The sequence below is a fragment of the Psychroflexus salinarum genome (assembly GCF_042677225.1).
GTDB classification, from domain to species: domain Bacteria; phylum Bacteroidota; class Bacteroidia; order Flavobacteriales; family Flavobacteriaceae; genus Psychroflexus; species Psychroflexus salinarum.
In genome coordinates this window covers 131729-148719 of the sequence record NZ_JBHTIV010000006.1, presented here as the reverse complement: position 1 = coordinate 148719, position 16991 = coordinate 131729, and the positions used below count along the sequence as shown (strand labels likewise).

Sequence of the window (16991 nt, the reverse complement as noted above, 5' to 3'; positions counted from 1 at the left end):
TTACAATTCTAAGATCGGTAGAGCTTCTACCGATCTTTTTTTATTTTTGCAATTATGAAATACGAAAGACTTACACAGGAACAGCTCAAAGAAATGCACAAAGAATTTATCAATTTTTTGGCAAGTCAATCCATTACTAAAGAGGAATGGGAAGACATCAAAACAAATAAACCTAAAGTAGCAGAGGATGAACTCGATGTTTTCAGCGACTTGGTGTGGGAAGGTGTTCTCAATAAGGTCAACTATTTGGAGCATTTTTCTCCACAACAATTGTTCTTATTTGAATTTACAGACCAACATATCAATTTGATTGGAATAAAAATTGAAAACGAAGCGGTAGATATTAATACGAAAGAAGGTTTTCAATGGTTGAGAGATAACCTTCTGAATGATGATATTCAAATCTACACGTCGACAAAAGCTTTAAGCGAAGACAGGAATAAAGACATTTTCGCGCTCATTAAACAAGGCGCTCATATCACTAAGGGTAAACTTTACCAATATTTTAATGGTATGGTAGAAAAGTAAAATTATTTTAGCGTTTTTAATTTTAAAAAATAACATGGCAAGTAAAGCTTCAATACCAAAAGGAACTCGAGATTTTTCACCACTGGAAGTCAGCAAGAGACAATACATAAGCTCAACGATTCAAGAACTCTTCAAAACATTTGGTTTTCAGCCTATAGAAACTCCTACTTTTGAAAATTCTGATACGTTGATGGGAAAATATGGGGATGAAGGCGACCGCTTAATTTTTAAGATTTTAAATTCAGGAGATTTTTTAAAAAAAGTAGATTCTAAGGTTTACGATAATAAAGATAGTTTAAAATTATCTAGCTCAATTTCAGAAAAAGCTCTTAAATACGACCTTACTGTTCCATTTGCTAGATACGTTGTACAACATCAAAATGAGATTGATTTTCCTTTTAAACGCTATCAAATTCAGAATGTTTATAGAGCAGATAGACCACAAAAAGGAAGGTTTAGAGAATTCACTCAGTGTGATGCTGATGTTATTGGTAGCGATAGCCTATGGCAAGAAGTAGAGTTTATACAATTGTACGACTCTGTTTTTTCTAGTTTGATACTAGAAGGGGTCACTATAAAAATAAATAACAGAAAAATACTTTCTGGTCTTGCTGAAGTGATTGGAGAAAGCGATAAACTTGTTGATTTCACAGTAGCTCTTGATAAACTTGATAAAATAGGAGAGGAAGGTGTGAAAAAAGAGATGCTGGAGAAAGGTATTTCAGAGTCAGCCATTGAAAACATAAAACCTATTTTTAATTTTGAAGGCAATTTTGGAACTAAAATTAATCTTCTAAAATCTTTATTATCCAATTCAGAAATTGGTCAAAAAGGAATAGAAGAATTAGAATTTATTCAAAAAGCACTGCAAGAGCTTCCGTTAAAAACAGCAAATCTGGATCTTGATGTGACACTGGCTCGCGGGCTCAATTATTATACTGGAGCTATTTTTGAAATCTCAGCTCCGGAAAATGTGAAAATGGGATCTATAGGTGGTGGTGGACGATATGATGATTTAACTGGCATTTTTGGATTGAAAAACATGAGTGGCGTTGGTATTTCTTTTGGCTTAGACAGAATCTATCTTGTACTGGAAGAATTGGGGTTATTTCCTCAAGAAATAAAAGAAACGACCAAAGTTTTATTTATTAATTTTGGTAAAGAAGAAGCATTATATGCTCTTAAAGCTGTAAAGCAATTAAGAAATTCTTCAGTTTCAGCTGAATTGTATCCAGATGCCGCTAAGATGAAAAAACAGATGACATATGCAGATAGAAGGAATATACCATATGTTGTCCTTGCAGGAGGTAGTGAGATAGACTCTAAAGTCTATAATTTAAAGAATATGAAAACTGGTGAGCAAGAATCATATTCCAAAGAAGAGTTGGTTAAAAAACTTACGAATGTTTAGCGTCTTAAGCATTTAACGCTTTCTTATATAGTGTAAACCTATTGAAATCTTTACATTTAAATAAAAAACATGAAATCAACAGCAGGAAAAGAAAAAATTAAGCCATGGGAGGATGCAAGTAAAAGTGATGGACAAGTTCATCTAGCAGATATGCACGGAGATGGCGTTCATTTTAACAGAGAACTTCAAGCAAAAGCTAAACGAAACAGACAAATTGCCAAAGAAAATTCCGAAAAAGCTAGGAAAAAGAAAAATAATTTGAAGAATAAATAGAATTAATTACTGGTTTAGATTTTAAAGTTTAAAAGTACAGTCTCTTCTCAATTAATTACATTTTGCGCAAATCCTGATAGATGTCATTTTACAAGTCTTAAAAAGTTTGTATATTTAAGATATAAATCTTAAAAAACTAATATCATGGCAAAATTTAAATGGATAAGCTGTATTATTTTTATTCTCCCCTTTTTAAGTTTATCCCAAACACTAGATAATTTAGACTATATATCTCCATTTCACGAAGATTTAGCTTCTGTGCAAAAAGGCGATAAATGGGCATTTATTGACAGAGAGGGGACTATCGTTATCGATTATAGATCTGATGTTGTGGGTAGCTTAACAGATGATGGGTTTTATCCCTTATTTAGCGATGGAAGATGTTTAATAGAAATAGAAAAAGATGGGATATCATATTTTGGTTATATCGATACGTCTGGAAAAGAAGTTATAGAGCCTCAGTTTTTAAATGCAAAAAATTTTAATGATGGCAAAGCTATTGTTTTGCAACTGGTTAAAGAAGTAGCTGGTGAAAATAAAGCATTAGGTAAGGAAGTGGTGTATTACAAGTATTTTGAAGTTTTGATTAATAAACAAGGCGATTTAGAGGCTTACTTATCAAAAGAACCTCAAAACATTATTCTAGATGAATCCTATTTAAAAAATCCTCCTAAAATATCCTTTAAACACGTTTCCGAATCCTTATACATCAAAAAAAATAAATCTGGTAAATCAACCTTAGTTAAAATTGACTAATACCAATTAAATAACTAACGTCAGATTTGATTTTTTAAATGCTATGCTGCAGTATATTTATTTTGAGCCGTATTTTTGAGGCATTTGAAATCATCGGTGTTATTTAAAGTTTTTGAGAAAAAATTAAAGAGTGATTATTAAAAGAAAAAACCCCTGATTCACAGGGGTTTTTGGTGTAGCGTGGACGAGAGTTGAACTCGTGACCTCCGGGTTATGAATCCGACGCTCTAACCAACTGAGCTACCACGCCGTTTTACGGTTTGCAAAGATAATATTATCTTTTGCTTTCACAAATTTGTTTGGATAATTATTTCAATTAAAGTTTTTATACTTCAATCAATTATCCATATATTGCTTTTCAATCCAAATTAGAATAAAATGAGTGATAAAGTTAAATACGAATTAGAATTTCCAATACAGGTCTCACCATCCTTACTTTTTCAATATATCTCTACACCCTCTGGATTAAGTGAGTGGTTTGCCGATAATGTTAACTCAAGAGGCGAATTATTTACATTCATTTGGGAAGGGAGTGAAGAGCAGGCAAAGTTGTTATCCAAAAAAACGGATGAACGCATGAAATTGAGATGGACAGCAGATGATGAAGAAGGTCTTAATTATTACTTTGAAATGAAAATTCAGGTAGATGAAATTACAAAAGACGTATCGCTTATGATTACCGATTTTGCAGAGGAAGATGAAGTAGATGAAGGAAAGATGCTTTGGGAGAATATGGTCTCTGATTTAAAGCAAATTCTTGGATCATCTTAAACAGTTTTAGTTATGAATGTTTTTGTAAACGGTGAGATTCAATCATCTGAAAATTCAAAATTCAATCTTAATAATAGAGGTTATAATTATGGAGATGGTCTTTTTGAAACCATAAGAGTTATCAACTCCAAAATCATGTTTTGGGAAGCTCATTATTTTAGATTGATGTCTTCTATGAGGATTTTGAGAATGAAAATTCCCATGGAATTTTCACCAGAATATCTAGAAAAAAAAATAGTTGAGCTTATAAAAGCTAATCATTTAGAAAAAGCATCAGTTCGAGTAAAAATAAATATTCACAGGAATGAAGGTGGATATTATACTCCTGAAGATAATTCTATAGGCTATGTAATTTCAACTAAACCTTTAGAAAATTTATTCTTCACCTTAAATGATGAAGATTATGAAGTAGAGTTATTTAAAGATCACTACGTTCAATCAGGTATGCTTTCTACTATTAAGTCGAATAATAAACTTGTAAATGTATTGGCAGGGATTTATGCGAAGGAGAATGATTTTAATAATTGTTTTCTTATCAATGAAAAAAAATCTGTTTTGGAAGTTACCAATGGCAATATCTTTTTAAGAAAAGGTGATGAAATAAAAACACCTCCATTGTCTGACGGTTGTCTCAACGGAATCATTCGAAAACAAGTTATTGAAATTCTTGAAAAATCTGATGAGTATACCTTAAAAGAAGAGTCCATTTCACCTTTTGAATTACAAAAAGCTGATGAAATATTTTACACTAATGCTATTCAAGGTGTACAACCAATTACTAAATACAGGAAGAAAATTTATACATGTGTTTTAGCTAAAAATTTAATCGGGAAGCTAAACGCAAAAGCTAGATTAATAGAAGCCTAGTTGCAGTTTGGGTTGTCAGGAGCATTTGACCAAAGAAGGTATTCACCTCCAAGCTTTTTCATTTTTTCCTGCCAGTATTTTCCGTCTCTCAATGAGTTCAGAATGTCATTAGCTTTTGTAGTGGAGTCTATGATCCAAGTGTCTAATACTATTTCCGATTTCAGTTGGAATGTGTCCCAACCTGAATAACCTAAGAAAAACTTTATGTTTTCAGAAGTTATTTGCTTGGTGTTAATAAGGTTAATAATCATATCGAAAGATCCACCCCAATAGATTCCATTTTTAATTTCTACACTTCCTGTGATAAGATGCGGGACATCATGAATGAAGTATAAATTTTCTTGTTCAACGGGACCACCATTAAATATTTTGAAATTTTCTTCAATTTCAGGAATTAACTCCTCTAAATTAAAATCTAGAGGTTTATTAATTATAAATCCAACAACACCTCCATCATCAATATGTGCTAAAAGTATGACTGAACGGTTAAATGTTACATCCCCAATTATGTTTGGTTTTGATATTAATACATCTCCTCTGTTAAGTTGAAGTTTTTTCATAATAAACAATTAGTTTTCAACAATTTAACTAAAGCTATGAAAAAAAAGTTAAAAAAAAGACCTTTTTTTGGAAAAGGTCTTTAAATTCTAAAAAAATGTAAGTGTTTAAACTTAGTTTACTGCTTTTTGCAAATCAGATCCAGCTTTAAACTTTACTACATTTTTAGCAGCGATTTTGATAGTCTTACCAGTTTGTGGGTTTCTACCTTCACGTGCAGCTCTTTTAGATACAGACCAAGATCCAAATCCAACTAGAGAAACACGGTCTCCTTTTTTAAGAGCACCTTCAACATTTTCTAGAAATGACTCAAGAGCTTTTTTTGCTTCTGCTTTAGTTACACCAGCATCTTCTGCCATGGCATCGATTAAATTCGTTTTGTTCATAATGTAAAATTTAAATTTTGTTGATTAAACATTTTATTAACACATTACAAATTTATATGGAAAATATTACTGTGCAAGAAATTCCCTATAAAATCCTTGTAGAATGGGCAAAAATCAAGCTTTTGAGCTCACAAATCATTATTTTGAGAAATGAATCTATATGTTTAGACAAATCTGTATTCTTTTTTCCATCCCATTCCATTAACTAAAGCCTGTGCTTCCATTCTTTTTTTACCTGGAAATTGCAACTCTTTTATATAAACGAATCCATCCTTTACTGCAACACCTATATTTTTATGCTCCTTGTTATAATGTGTACTTCCAATTGCCATAGAATGTTCTTCAAGTTTTGCTACAACTTTGTAAATCTTAATTTTTAAAATTTCTCCATCCATATCCAATTCAGTCCAGGCTGTCGGGAAAGGGGTTAAGCCTCTTACAAAATTCACGATATCTTTAGCCGATTGATTCCAATTTATCTTGGTGTTTTCTTTATTAAGTTTTGGAGCAGGTTTGAGAGATTCTTCATGCTTTTGAGAAATAGCTTTAGACTCGCTATTTTCGATAGATTTTATAGTATCGAGTACTAATTCTGCTCCAAGTTCCATAAGTTTATCATGAAGGCTCTCAACGTCATCATTAGCTTCAATAGGGATGCTTCTGGAGTCAATAATTTTTCCAGTATCTATTTCTTCATCTATAAAGAATGTCGTTACACCAGTTTCTTTCTCACCGTTTATGATAGCCCAATTTATTGGGGCTGCTCCACGATATTGTGGCAATAATGATGCGTGTAAGTTGAACGTACCAAATTCAGGAAAACTCCAAACTATTTTTGGTAACATTCTGAAAGCGACTACAACCATCAGGTTTGGGTTTAACCGGTTTAAGTCTGCTTGGAAATCATCAGATTTTAGATTTGCAGGTTGTAAAACTTCAATGCCTTGTTTTTCAGCATATTGCTTTACGGCTGAAGAGTGCAATCGTTTTCCTCTCCCTGCTGGTTTATCTGGAGCAGTAACAGCACCCACAATATTTGCACCAGATTTTACCAAATGGTCTAAAATGCCAACCGCAAAATCTGGAGTTCCCATAAAAAGTATTCGTAATTTGTTCATAAAATTAAAGTATAAGTATTTCTTAGTGTTAGTTGTATTTTATTTTTTTCTAAAAGGATTTGTAATGTTTTGAGTACAGCTTCTTTTGGGAAATCGCTTTTTTGAATTATTTCTTTTGAATTTGAATCAGACTGAGCTAATAATTTTAAAATTTGACCTTCCACCTTTTTATAATATTTAGAAGCTGGTTCGTTTATTGCTTTTATTTTATCGTTAAGGCAATTACTACACATCCCGCAAACACTAAAGTTTTCCTCTCCAAAATACTCCAAAATAAAACTCTGCAAACACATTGTACTTTCTTCGATATACTTTAGAACAGTTTTTGCTTTTTGGAGTTTGTTTTCTTGATATTGGACAATGTATTTTCTAAGCGGATTCAACGTGTATTTGTCCTCGCGAGGCGGAATTAATGTAATGCTGAGATCTTGTTTAATAAACTCTGCAGTAAGCAAACCTTGCTTTTCTAAAGCTTCTAGCTGTGAATAAATCTTTTTGTCGTTAAAACCAGTTTTCTTTTTTAAAAGATGAATATTGATAGACAATTCTTGCTCAAAAACACCTCCATAAGTCCTTAGCAGTGTCCTCACAAGCAAAGCATACTGTGTGTGATTATCGATAAATCTAATGAGTTGCTCACTAGACACTTGAAATTTCAACTTAGTTTTCTTCTGAAAGGACTTGTCTAAACTTATGATACTCAATCTATCAAGAAGATTCAATGTATTGTAAGTCAATATAGTATGTAGTTTGTATCGAGAGCAAAAGTCATGAAAATTGAAATCAAAGCTTTTGTTTTCGCCCTCTCCATAAGCTATTCTGAAGTAACTCATTATAGCTTTATAAACAATTTGAACAGCTTCAAAAGTAGGAATTGTTTTGACAAATTGATTATTTAATCGTTGCTTATCGCTTTCATTATATAATATGATTGCTTTAGATGGTATTCCATCTCTTCCAGCTCTACCAGCTTCCTGGTAATAGCTCTCCATGCTTTCTGGTAAATGGTAGTGAACAACTTGCCTTACATTGGCTTTGTCTATTCCCATCCCAAAAGCATTGGTAGCGATCATAATATGATGCTTTTCAGATAACCAAGACGTAAGCCGATTCTGTTTTTCAGCTTGAGTAATTCCACCATGAAAAAAAGTTGATTTGAGTCCTTTTTTATTGAGGAAATCAGACAATTCCATACAAGCCGAGCGGTTACGAACATAAACAATACTGCTTGGCTTTGAGTTTTGTAATAAATCAAACAAATCATTCACTTTATCGTTGGAAAACTCTGTCAAAAAAGAAATGTTAGACCTTTGAAAACTTTCTTCAACTATAATCGGTTGATCAAGCTCAAGTTCTTTTGCAATATCTTTTTTGACCTGAATTGTTGCAGTTGCTGTAAGTGCTATAACGGGAACTTTAGGATGTAAATCTCTTAAAAGTTGAATTTGACTATAAGCAGGTCTAAAGTCATGCCCCCATTGGGAGATACAGTGCGCTTCATCCACCGCAATAAAGTTTACATTCATCTTCCTTATGCGTTCCTGGACGAGATCTTGTTGAAGGCGTTCTGGGGAAAGGTATAAGAATTTATAGTTACCATAAATACAGTTATCTAGTTTTTGATCTACCTCCCTGTAAGGCATTCCGCTTTTGAGTAGTTGAGCTTTTATTCCTTTAGATTTGAGATTTTCAACTTGATCTTGCATAAGTGCCACCAATGGAGATATGACAATGCAAATACCAGTTTCAACAAGTGCTGGAACCTGAAAGCAAATGGACTTGCCACCCCCAGTTGGTAAAAAAACGCAAGTATCATTTCCCTCAAGGGCAGATTCAATAGCGAGTTCCTGTGAAGGTTTAAAACTTTCATATCCCCAATAGGTTTTCAGTATGTCCAGGGGAGTAGATATCATTTCTTTTGAATTGTGTTCAAAATAAATTCGATTCGCTCATGAATTCTTGATTTTGGAACTTCTATAAGGTTATAATCAAGATCTCGATACGTTTTAATTAGGACATCTTGAAGGTTTCTAGCAAGTTCCAGATCTTCGAACCGCTCATTATCTTGTGTGTAAATGTCGTTCCAAATGGGAAACAGAAATACGTTATCATATCTGTAATTTCCGTTGGCTTTTGTAAATTCATCGGGATATTTTTCTCCAAAATGATCCATGTAGGCTGTAACATCTGGAATACCTCTGTCTATAAAAACTTGATGAGTATTAATTGATTTAGCATCCTCAAATTGTTTTATCCTGCCTTTTAACAGCATTTCACTAAACCTTAAAGGCTCATCCAAAAAGAGATGTTCGATACCAAGCTGTCTGGCTTCCAAAGTAACTTCTCTAGAAACTTCAGGGAAACACCAATAGCCTCTATCAGATAGAGCTTCAAGCACTGTGGACTTGCCTGTACTTGGACCTCCTATAAGTAGATTTTTGACTGGATTTAATTTGGTCATAGATAAACGATGCTAGGATTTATAAAAATATGTAATAACAGTATATTTGCATAAAATTGTAAAGAATTATGTCCGATAAATCTTCAGATGAATTTTACACCAAACTGCGCAAAAGACTCAAAAAAACGAGTGATTGGCCTGCGCCGTATTTATATAAATTTATCGTGCCCTCATCAGATCAAAAAAATTTAGATCAGCTGATAGCTATATTTGATAATCTTGGAGCTGTTATTTCAACTAAAAAATCTTCAAAGGGCAAATATACCAGCGTTTCTATAAATGTCACCCTTAAATCACCAGATATTGTTATAGAAAAGTATAAACAAGTAGGTGAAGAAATTCAGAATGTGATTTCTCTGTAACCAGAGTAAAATTAAATGCTTATTTTGCAATCCTTATAAAAACAAAGACAATTGATAACTTATCTCGAGTATAATTCTGAAAGAAACGAATTAAAGATTCCAGAATACGGAAGGAACATCCAGAAAATGGTAGAGTACGCCAAAACCATCGAGGATAAAGAAAAACGTAATAATACAGCTAAAGGTATTGTAGATGTAATGGGGAATATGAATCCTCACTTAAGAGATGTGCCTGATTTCCAGCATAAATTGTGGGATCAACTTTTCATCATTAGTAATTTTGAATTGGATGTGGACTCTCCATTTCCAAAACCATCTCGTGAAGAACTCTACGCTAGGCCAGAGCCTTTACCTTATCCACAAAACTTTCCAAAATACAGGTTTTATGGCAATAACATCAAACGTATGATTGATGAAGCCATCAAAATTGAAGATGGAGAATTAAAGGATGGTCTGATGTTTAACATCGCGAACCACATGAAAAAATGTTATTTGAACTGGAATAAAGATTCAGTTTCAGATAAAATTATTTTTGATCACTTGAGAGATCTCAGTAACGGAAAGTTGGATTTAAAACCTGATACAGAAGAATTGAGTGATGCCAATGCATTAGTTCGTCAAGCAAATAAACGCTCAAAACCACAGACAAAAAATTTTAAGAAAAACAACAATCGCAACCGCAAACGAAAATACTAAATGGCAACTTTCCAAATTGAAGGAGGTCACCAACTTAAAGGTGAAATCCATCCACAAGGAGCAAAAAATGAAGCTTTACAAATTCTTTGTGCTGTTTTATTAACTCCAGATGAAATCAAAATTCATAATATTCCAGACATACGGGATGTCAATAAACTGATTGAAATCTTAGGAAATCTTGGAGTAAAAATTCAAAAACTAGGTAAAGGGAGCTATTCTTTCAGATCAGATGAATTAAATCTAGATTATCTTGAAAGTCAAAAATTTAAAGATGAAGGTAGTAGTTTAAGAGGTTCGATAATGATAGTTGGTCCACTTTTAGGCCGTTTTGGTAAAGGTTATATTCCAAGACCTGGTGGAGATAAAATTGGTAGAAGACGTCTAGATACTCACTTTAGTGGATTTATAGATCTCGGTGCTAAATTCCGATATAATAAGGAAGAACGATTTTATGGTGTGGAAGCTCCTAATGGATTGAAAGGTAAAGACATGCTTCTTGAGGAAGCTTCTGTAACAGGAACTGCCAATATTTTGATGGCTGCAGTTCTTGCTGAGGGAACTACCACAATTTACAATGCTGCTTGTGAACCTTACATTCAGCAATTATGTAAAATGCTGGTTTCTATGGGGGCGAAAATTGATGGTATCAGTTCTAATTTATTAAAAATTGAAGGCGTGAAAGAATTAACTGGTTGTACTCACAGAGTCTTGCCAGATATGATTGAAATAGGCTCATGGATTGGCTTAGCTGCTATGACCAAAAGTGAAATCACCATTAAAAACGTAAGCTGGGAAAATCTTGGAGTTATTCCTGTAACCTTTAAAAAGTTAGGAATTCAATTAGAGAAAAAGGGAGACGATATTTATATTCCTGCACATACGGATGGCTATGAAGTCGCAAGTTTTATAGATGGCTCCGTCATGAATATTAGCGATGCACCTTGGCCTGGCTTTACCCCAGACTTATTGAGTATTTTGCTAGTGGTAGCCACTCAAGCCCGAGGAAGTGTCTTGATTCATCAAAAAATGTTTGAAAGCAGACTTTTCTTTGTAGATAAATTGATAGACATGGGAGCAAAAATTATTCTTTGCGACCCTCATAGAGCTACAGTTATCGGTCATGATTTTCAATCTCAATTGAAAGCCACAACAATGTCTAGCCCAGATATAAGGGCTGGTATTTCATTATTAATTGCTGCACTTTCAGCAAAAGGAACTTCTACTATACATAATATAGAACAGATCGATCGTGGTTATGAAGATATTGATGGCAGATTAAGAGCTATCGGCGCAAAAATTAATCGATACGATTAATTTTATTTTTCCAAATGATACATTACTTGTGTAAAAAAGACCAATACTTTTGTTTTGGTCTTTTTTTTGACTTTCAAATTGTGTTTTTGAAATAAATCCTCCCACTGCGCTTCAGATTTGTTGGAGTGAGGATGACCTTTAAATTCCATATTGACAAGCGAATCCATAAACCAGGTAAGATGCTTCATCAACCAAGTAGAATACACATCTTCCAGAACTATAATCTTCTTTTTGGAAACGCGAACAGCTTCAGCAAACACCTGTTCAGGATTTGGACAATGATGTAATACTGTGATGAGCATAGAAGCATCAAAATTTTCGTCGTTAAAAGGGAGATGAACACCATCATAAATGATAGGAATGATGTCATTATGAATTGTTTTATCTACAACATCAACAGTTTTAACTTCAAAATTATTTTGTGTTAAGTAATTAGCCAATCCACCGCTTCCTGTCCCAATATCCACAATAACTTCATTTTGATTTAAAAAATCATCTATCAATTTTGCTTTAGAAACATTTCGGCGCTTATCTTTTACATAAGTAATAGTGTCGTAAAGAGACATTATAAATTTTTCATGCAATCTATAAAGAGCTATGCATAAAAGCAGTAAAAAGTTTACATTTAAATTCTAAAAAGCATTTATGAGTAAAATCAAGTTTTTATGGCAGGAACTCACAGGAAGTTTTTGGTTTATACCAATACTTATCATTATTTTTTCTATTGGATTAGCTACTTTGTTAATTTTTATAGATAGGAGTGTAGATGTCCGTTCGATTGAATTCTTTAGTTATATTCTTACCGAAAGTGCAGATTCTGCAAGAAGTGTTTTATCTACTATTTCTGGCGCTATGATTGGTGTAGCAGGAACTGTATTTTCCATTACACTTGTTGCATTAACGCTTGCCTCTTCTCAATTTGGTCCACGTTTGCTTAAAAACTTCATGCACGAACGCCTCAATCAGGTAGTTTTAGGAACTTACGTATCTACTTATGCCTATTGCCTTATTGTTTTAAATGTTGTGAAAGACAATGAGGCTCAGGTTTTCATTCCTTCCTTATCGATCTTATTAGCCATTTTGGCAGCTATTGGTAATATTATTCTTTTGATCATTTTTATACATTCTATTTCGATTAGCATACAGGCAGACCATGTTGTCTCTGATATTTCTGTGTCATTGATGAAAAATATAGAAAGAATTTTTTCTGAAGAACTAGAAGATGAGGATCCGTCTATTGAAAAAAATACTAAACCTTTAGATTATTATTTAAAGGACTTTTCACATTCTAAAACTCTAAAATCTCCTAAAAGTGGTTATTTGCAATATCTTCATAATATATCTCTTTTCGAAGCAGCCAAGACCAATGAGTATTTAATAGTTTCACATCATAGAGTAGGCGGCTACATCGTAAAAGGTGAGCCTATTATTAGCATTCATTCCAAAACTGAATTTACTGAAGACTCTTCTATAAATTTTGAAAATAATTACGTTTTGGGAAGTTCCAGGACTACTCAACAAGACGCAGAGCATTCTATTCATCAAATGGTAGAGATTGCTTGCAGGGCTTTATCTCCAGGTATAAATGATCCTTTTACAGCTATTTCCTGCATAGATAATCTCACATCTACCTTATGTTATCTTACTCGCGTAAAATTTCCATCCAAGTATAAATTTGATGATGACAAGCTTCGTTATGCATTTAAACCTTTAACCTTTCAAGGTATGCTGGATGCAGCATTTTTACAGATTCGGCAATTTTCTAAAGGCAGCCCTGCCGTCGTGATAAGACTTATGGAAGCTTTGATCAAAATTCACGATTACACATCCCATAAGATTCACAAAGAGGCCGTAAAAGAACATGCCGAAATGGTGTTGAAAGTCGCCGAAGACTCTTTTGAAGAATGTCACGATTTGGAAGATATGCGTGATCGAAGTCGATCTATTTTAGAAGAATCTTAGGATTAAGTATCTTTATTTAAGACTTTATTTTCTTCTGAATTTGCTTTCAGGTAAACATCAATTCTACGAATGTTAATTAACTAGGATATATTCCAATATGTAGGAATATATCCTAAATTTGTAGAAAAAGACTATGTTGCATTTGGTTCATCAGGCGCAGCGCGCCTTGGAAATTTACCCTCCAGATTTATCCAGAAGCCTGGATTTACCATTTGTGAATCAGGGAATTAGTGCAGGATTTCCAAGTCCTGCAGACGATTTTTTAGACATCAAAATCGATCTAAACAAGGAATTTATCAAAAATCCCAATTCTACCTTTTATGCTCGCGTGCGCGGAAGTAGCATGATAGGAGCGGGGCTTAGAGACGGAGATTTACTCATTATTGACAGAAGTCTGGAACCCGAACATAAAAAGATTGCGGTGTGCTTTATCGACGGAGAATTTACTGTCAAACGTATTAAAAAAGAAAAGGATAACATCTGGCTTATGCCAGAAAATAAAGAGTATCCCCCGATAAAGGTTGATGAAAGCAACGACTTCGTGATTTGGGGAGTGGTGACTACTGTCATTAAAAAAGTCAACTGATGTTTGCTCTGGTAGATTGCAATAATTTCTATGCGTCCTGTGAGCGGGTGTTTAATCCCAGTCTTCGCGACAAGCCTGTGGTAATTCTATCCAATAATGACGGCTGTGTGATTGCTCGAAGTAACGAGGCTAAAGCTTTGGGAATTCCTATGGGAGCACCTACGCACAAGTTTGAAAAGATATTCAAGCAGCATAAGGTTCAGGTGTTTTCTTCCAATTATGCCCTGTACGGAGATATGAGCTCTCGAGTCATGAATATTTTGGCAAGTTTTACACCAGATATCGAAATCTATAGTATCGACGAGTCATTTTTAGAATTTACGGGGTTTGAAAATTACGACATGCAGGCTTACTGCAAAAAGATGAAATCCATGGTCGAAAAATCTACAGGCATACCCATAAGCGTTGGGGTAGCACCTACAAAAGCCTTAAGTAAAATAGCCAATAGAATTGCTAAAAAGTTCTCCGAACGCACCAAGGGCGTGTTTGTCATGGAAGATGATAGCGCCCGAATAAAAGCTTTAAAATGGTTAAAAATTGAAGACGTCTGGGGCATTGGTCGCCAACATGCTTTACGCCTCAAAAAACACAACATTCACAACGCTTACGCATTTTCAGAACTGCCTGACGAATGGGTGAGAAAGCAGATGAGTGTGGTAGGTCTACGCCTTAAGAAAGAATTGCAGGGCCGACGAACCCTGGAACTGGAAACGCCGGCCAATAAAAAAGCCATCGCTACCACACGTTCTTTTGACAAGCAGTATAAAGACTTTGATTATGTCCAGGAGCGGGTGAGTAGTTTTGCGATTAAGTCAGCTGAAAAATTAAGACGGCAGGGGAGTTGCTGTCAGATGGTATACGTATTCCTAAAAACCAATAAATTTCGTCAGGACTTACCGCAGTACCAGAATAGCATTGTGGTGCAAACGGGTTATCCTACCAATTCCAGTATAGATTTGGTGAAATTTGCCGTAGAAGGGCTGAAGAAGATTTATCATCCTGATTATTACTACAAAAAAGCGGGAGTCATTGTAATGGGGTTGGTGCCCGAAGACCAACGACAACTGGCATTTTTTACCGCCGAAAATCCGAAGCACAAAGAACTGATGCAGAAGATCGACCGGTTAAACGGAGTCTACGGCACAGGCGCTGTACGCTTGGGGAGTCAGGATATGGGCAGAGTCTGGAAAATGCGGAGGAAACATCTTTCACAGGCTTACACGACAAGTTTGAACCATGTGATAGAAGTTAAAGTGGGAGATGGGGATGAAGAAAAAAAAGATAAAAATTCTGAAATGTTTGTGGGTTTGTTTTAAACTAGAATCCTATAAATTTAGTTTTGGCTGATATAGCTTTAACCACTGAGAACACGAAGAAGTGTGATTAATTCCACTTTAAAACCTTCAGTCAAAACTTTACAGCTCAGACGGAGGATTAAGTGAACGAAAAGCATTAAACTCACTGGTAAAGTCATTAAGATTTGCAGTATTAAATTCCGAAGAAAAAAAGAAAATTCTTTTTGCTGAATTTGATAAAGTTTAACCTGATGCTGAGTGCAAAAAAACCTTACCTTTGCAGCTTCAAAAATTTGAAGATCATTTGATATGAAAGCAGGAATTGTAGGCTTACCCAACGTAGGAAAATCGACTTTATTTAACTCACTCTCCAATGCAAAAGCGCAGAGTGCGAACTTTCCCTTTTGTACGATAGAGCCCAACATCGGGGTGGTCAACGTGCCGGATCCACGTCTTGAAAAGCTGGAATCGCTTGTGAATCCTGAGCGCGTGGTGCCTGCCACCGTGGAGATTGTAGATATTGCAGGACTTGTAAAAGGAGCAAGCAAAGGTGAAGGATTAGGTAATCAATTCCTTGGAAACATAAGAGAAACCGATGCGATTCTGCATGTGTTGCGTTGTTTTGATGATGATAATGTGGTGCACGTGGATGGAAATATCGATCCGATTCGCGATAAAGAAACCATCGACATCGAATTGCAGTTAAAAGACCTGGAATCGGTTGAGAAAAAGATGGATAAAACCAAGCGTGCTGCCAAAACCGGGAATAAGGAAGCACAACGCGAATTTGGAGTTTTGGAAGCTTTGAAAACAGGTCTGGAAAGCGGAACATCCGTGAGAGCACTTAACATAGCTGAAGAAGACAGAGCCGATTTTGTAAGACCAATGCAGTTAATTACCGACAAACCTGTGATGTACGTTTGTAATGTGGACGAAGGTTCTGCCGTGAATGGCAATGCACATGTGGATCGTGTAAAAGAGGCGGTAAAAGATGAAAATGCTGAAGTTTTAGTCCTGGCTGTGGGCATTGAAGCGGATATTGCAGAGCTTGATGACTATGAGGAACGAACCATGTTCCTTGAAGATATTGGTCTTGAAGAGGCTGGGGCCGGCAAATTGATCCGTTCTGCTTACAGGTTGCTAAATCAACAGACCTATTTTACAGCTGGAAAAAAAGAAGTCCGTGCCTGGACCGTGAAGGTAGGGGCGACAGCTCCACAGGCCGCGGGCGTGATTCATACGGATTTTGAACGCGGATTTATTCGTGCGGAAGTGATCAAGTACGATGACTTCGTTCATTTTGGAAGTGAGGCCAAAGTGCGTGATGCCGGAAAACTAAATGTAGAAGGCAAGGAGTACATCGTGAAAGACGGGGATATCATGAACTTTAGGTTTAACGTTTAAACAGGTCATAGGCTGTTGGTGTCGGGTAATAGGAATGTGAGCTTCCCTAAATAGTCTTGACTGTTTTGAATCAGGAATCAGGACTTTTGGAATCAGGATTGCTAGAAAAAGGGTCCTGATTCCTAAAACTCAATGACACCAATACAACTTACAGCGCTTCAAGCCTTAACGCTCAGTGATAAGTTGAACTTCCCTGATTAAAGTCGACCGATAAACTGTCAACAGAGAACGGTGAACTAGTAT

Annotated in this window: 19 protein-coding genes and 1 tRNA gene; 13 read left to right on the top strand and 7 right to left on the bottom strand. The window is 35.0% G+C overall.

Going from position 1 to position 16991, the window contains the following annotated elements; translation table 11 throughout:
• The first annotated feature begins 54 nt into the window (after window positions 1-54).
• The 4 genes from ACFQ0R_RS06530 (at window position 55) to ACFQ0R_RS06515 (ending at window position 2968) form a co-directional block, all read left to right on the top strand.
• Window positions 55-528 (top strand): DUF6495 family protein, encoded by a 474-nt coding sequence (locus tag ACFQ0R_RS06530; RefSeq protein WP_379657585.1) that lies wholly within the window; start codon window positions 55-57, stop codon window positions 526-528.
• Window positions 529-562: 34 nt separating this feature from the next.
• Window positions 563-1939 carry a histidine--tRNA ligase gene (gene hisS / locus ACFQ0R_RS06525; RefSeq protein WP_379657584.1) on the top strand — a complete coding sequence of 459 codons (1377 nt, stop codon included), beginning with the start codon at window positions 563-565 and terminating at the stop codon, window positions 1937-1939.
• A gap of 69 nt (window positions 1940-2008) precedes the next feature.
• Window positions 2009-2212: a hypothetical protein gene (locus ACFQ0R_RS06520; RefSeq protein WP_379657583.1), complete on the top strand. Its 204-nt coding sequence runs from the start codon at window positions 2009-2011 to the stop codon at window positions 2210-2212.
• 144 nt (window positions 2213-2356) lie between these two features.
• Entirely contained in the window at window positions 2357-2968 is a 612-nt protein-coding gene (locus ACFQ0R_RS06515; RefSeq protein WP_379657582.1) for a WG repeat-containing protein, read from the top strand.
• Window positions 2969-3144: 176 nt separating this feature from the next.
• On the opposite strand, the gene ACFQ0R_RS06510 is transcribed toward ACFQ0R_RS06515, so the two are convergent.
• Window positions 3145-3218: transfer RNA gene (locus ACFQ0R_RS06510), tRNA-Met, on the bottom strand.
• Between the two features lie 128 nt (window positions 3219-3346).
• On the opposite strand from ACFQ0R_RS06510, the gene ACFQ0R_RS06505 reads away from it, so the two are divergent.
• The gene (locus tag ACFQ0R_RS06505) at window positions 3347-3739 is read left to right on the top strand and encodes an START-like domain-containing protein (RefSeq protein WP_379657581.1); all 393 of its coding nucleotides are present in this window, start codon (window positions 3347-3349) and stop codon (window positions 3737-3739) included.
• 12 nt (window positions 3740-3751) lie between these two features.
• Window positions 3752-4606 (top strand): aminotransferase class IV, encoded by an 855-nt coding sequence (locus ACFQ0R_RS06500; protein ID WP_379657580.1) that lies wholly within the window; start codon window positions 3752-3754, stop codon window positions 4604-4606.
• On the opposite strand, the gene ACFQ0R_RS06495 is transcribed toward ACFQ0R_RS06500, so the two are convergent.
• The 5 genes from ACFQ0R_RS06495 to ACFQ0R_RS06475 all read right to left on the bottom strand — a co-directional run bounded on the left by ACFQ0R_RS06495 (window position 4603) and on the right by ACFQ0R_RS06475 (window position 9129).
• Window positions 4603-5166: a YqgE/AlgH family protein gene (locus ACFQ0R_RS06495; RefSeq protein WP_379657579.1), complete on the bottom strand. Its 564-nt coding sequence runs from the start codon at window positions 5164-5166 to the stop codon at window positions 4603-4605. The genes ACFQ0R_RS06500 and ACFQ0R_RS06495 overlap by 4 nt on opposite strands.
• Window positions 5167-5277: 111 nt before the next feature.
• Window positions 5278-5550: an HU family DNA-binding protein gene (locus ACFQ0R_RS06490; RefSeq protein WP_003438613.1), complete on the bottom strand. Its 273-nt coding sequence runs from the start codon at window positions 5548-5550 to the stop codon at window positions 5278-5280.
• A gap of 164 nt (window positions 5551-5714) precedes the next feature.
• Window positions 5715-6668: a methionyl-tRNA formyltransferase gene (gene fmt, locus ACFQ0R_RS06485; protein ID WP_379657578.1), complete on the bottom strand. Its 954-nt coding sequence runs from the start codon at window positions 6666-6668 to the stop codon at window positions 5715-5717.
• The gene (locus ACFQ0R_RS06480) at window positions 6665-8581 is read right to left on the bottom strand and encodes a RecQ family ATP-dependent DNA helicase (protein WP_379657577.1); all 1917 of its coding nucleotides are present in this window, start codon (window positions 8579-8581) and stop codon (window positions 6665-6667) included. Before ACFQ0R_RS06480 ends, fmt begins: the two co-directional genes overlap by 4 nt.
• On the bottom strand, window positions 8578-9129 hold the full coding sequence (locus ACFQ0R_RS06475; protein WP_379657576.1) for an AAA family ATPase: 552 nt from the start codon (window positions 9127-9129) through the stop codon (window positions 8578-8580). Before ACFQ0R_RS06475 ends, ACFQ0R_RS06480 begins: the two co-directional genes overlap by 4 nt.
• Window positions 9130-9197: 68 nt before the next feature.
• Between ACFQ0R_RS06475 and ACFQ0R_RS06470 the strand changes: the two genes are divergently transcribed.
• From ACFQ0R_RS06470 to murA, 3 genes are read left to right on the top strand one after another with little or no spacing between them, the layout of a single operon-like run.
• Complete coding sequence (locus ACFQ0R_RS06470) at window positions 9198-9491, top strand: DUF493 family protein (RefSeq protein WP_379657575.1); 294 nt, start codon at window positions 9198-9200, stop codon at window positions 9489-9491.
• 51 nt (window positions 9492-9542) lie between these two features.
• Window positions 9543-10187: a DUF4290 domain-containing protein gene (locus ACFQ0R_RS06465; RefSeq protein ID WP_379657574.1), complete on the top strand. Its 645-nt coding sequence runs from the start codon at window positions 9543-9545 to the stop codon at window positions 10185-10187.
• Window positions 10188-11501 carry a UDP-N-acetylglucosamine 1-carboxyvinyltransferase gene (gene murA, locus ACFQ0R_RS06460; RefSeq protein WP_379657573.1) on the top strand — a complete coding sequence of 438 codons (1314 nt, stop codon included), beginning with the start codon at window positions 10188-10190 and terminating at the stop codon, window positions 11499-11501. It abuts the gene before it with no gap.
• Window positions 11502-11503: 2 nt separating this feature from the next.
• Here the strand turns inward: murA and ACFQ0R_RS06455 are convergent, their stop codons facing one another.
• Window positions 11504-12067 (bottom strand): class I SAM-dependent methyltransferase, encoded by a 564-nt coding sequence (locus ACFQ0R_RS06455; protein ID WP_379657572.1) that lies wholly within the window; start codon window positions 12065-12067, stop codon window positions 11504-11506.
• A 79-nt stretch (window positions 12068-12146) separates the two neighbouring features.
• Between ACFQ0R_RS06455 and ACFQ0R_RS06450 the strand changes: the two genes are divergently transcribed.
• The 4 genes from ACFQ0R_RS06450 to ychF all read left to right on the top strand — a co-directional run bounded on the left by ACFQ0R_RS06450 (window position 12147) and on the right by ychF (window position 16748).
• On the top strand, window positions 12147-13463 hold the full coding sequence (locus tag ACFQ0R_RS06450; protein WP_379657571.1) for a DUF2254 domain-containing protein: 1317 nt from the start codon (window positions 12147-12149) through the stop codon (window positions 13461-13463).
• Between the two features lie 133 nt (window positions 13464-13596).
• A complete protein-coding gene (locus ACFQ0R_RS06445) occupies window positions 13597-14049 on the top strand; it encodes a LexA family protein (RefSeq protein ID WP_379657570.1) in 453 nt (150 codons plus the stop codon).
• A complete protein-coding gene (locus ACFQ0R_RS06440; RefSeq protein ID WP_379657569.1) occupies window positions 14049-15365 on the top strand; it encodes a Y-family DNA polymerase in 1317 nt (438 codons plus the stop codon). The genes ACFQ0R_RS06445 and ACFQ0R_RS06440 overlap by 1 nt, the downstream gene beginning before the upstream one ends.
• Window positions 15366-15653: 288 nt before the next feature.
• Entirely contained in the window at window positions 15654-16748 is a 1095-nt protein-coding gene (gene ychF, locus ACFQ0R_RS06435; RefSeq protein ID WP_379657568.1) for a redox-regulated ATPase YchF, read from the top strand.
• Window positions 16749-16991 lie beyond the last annotated feature (243 nt).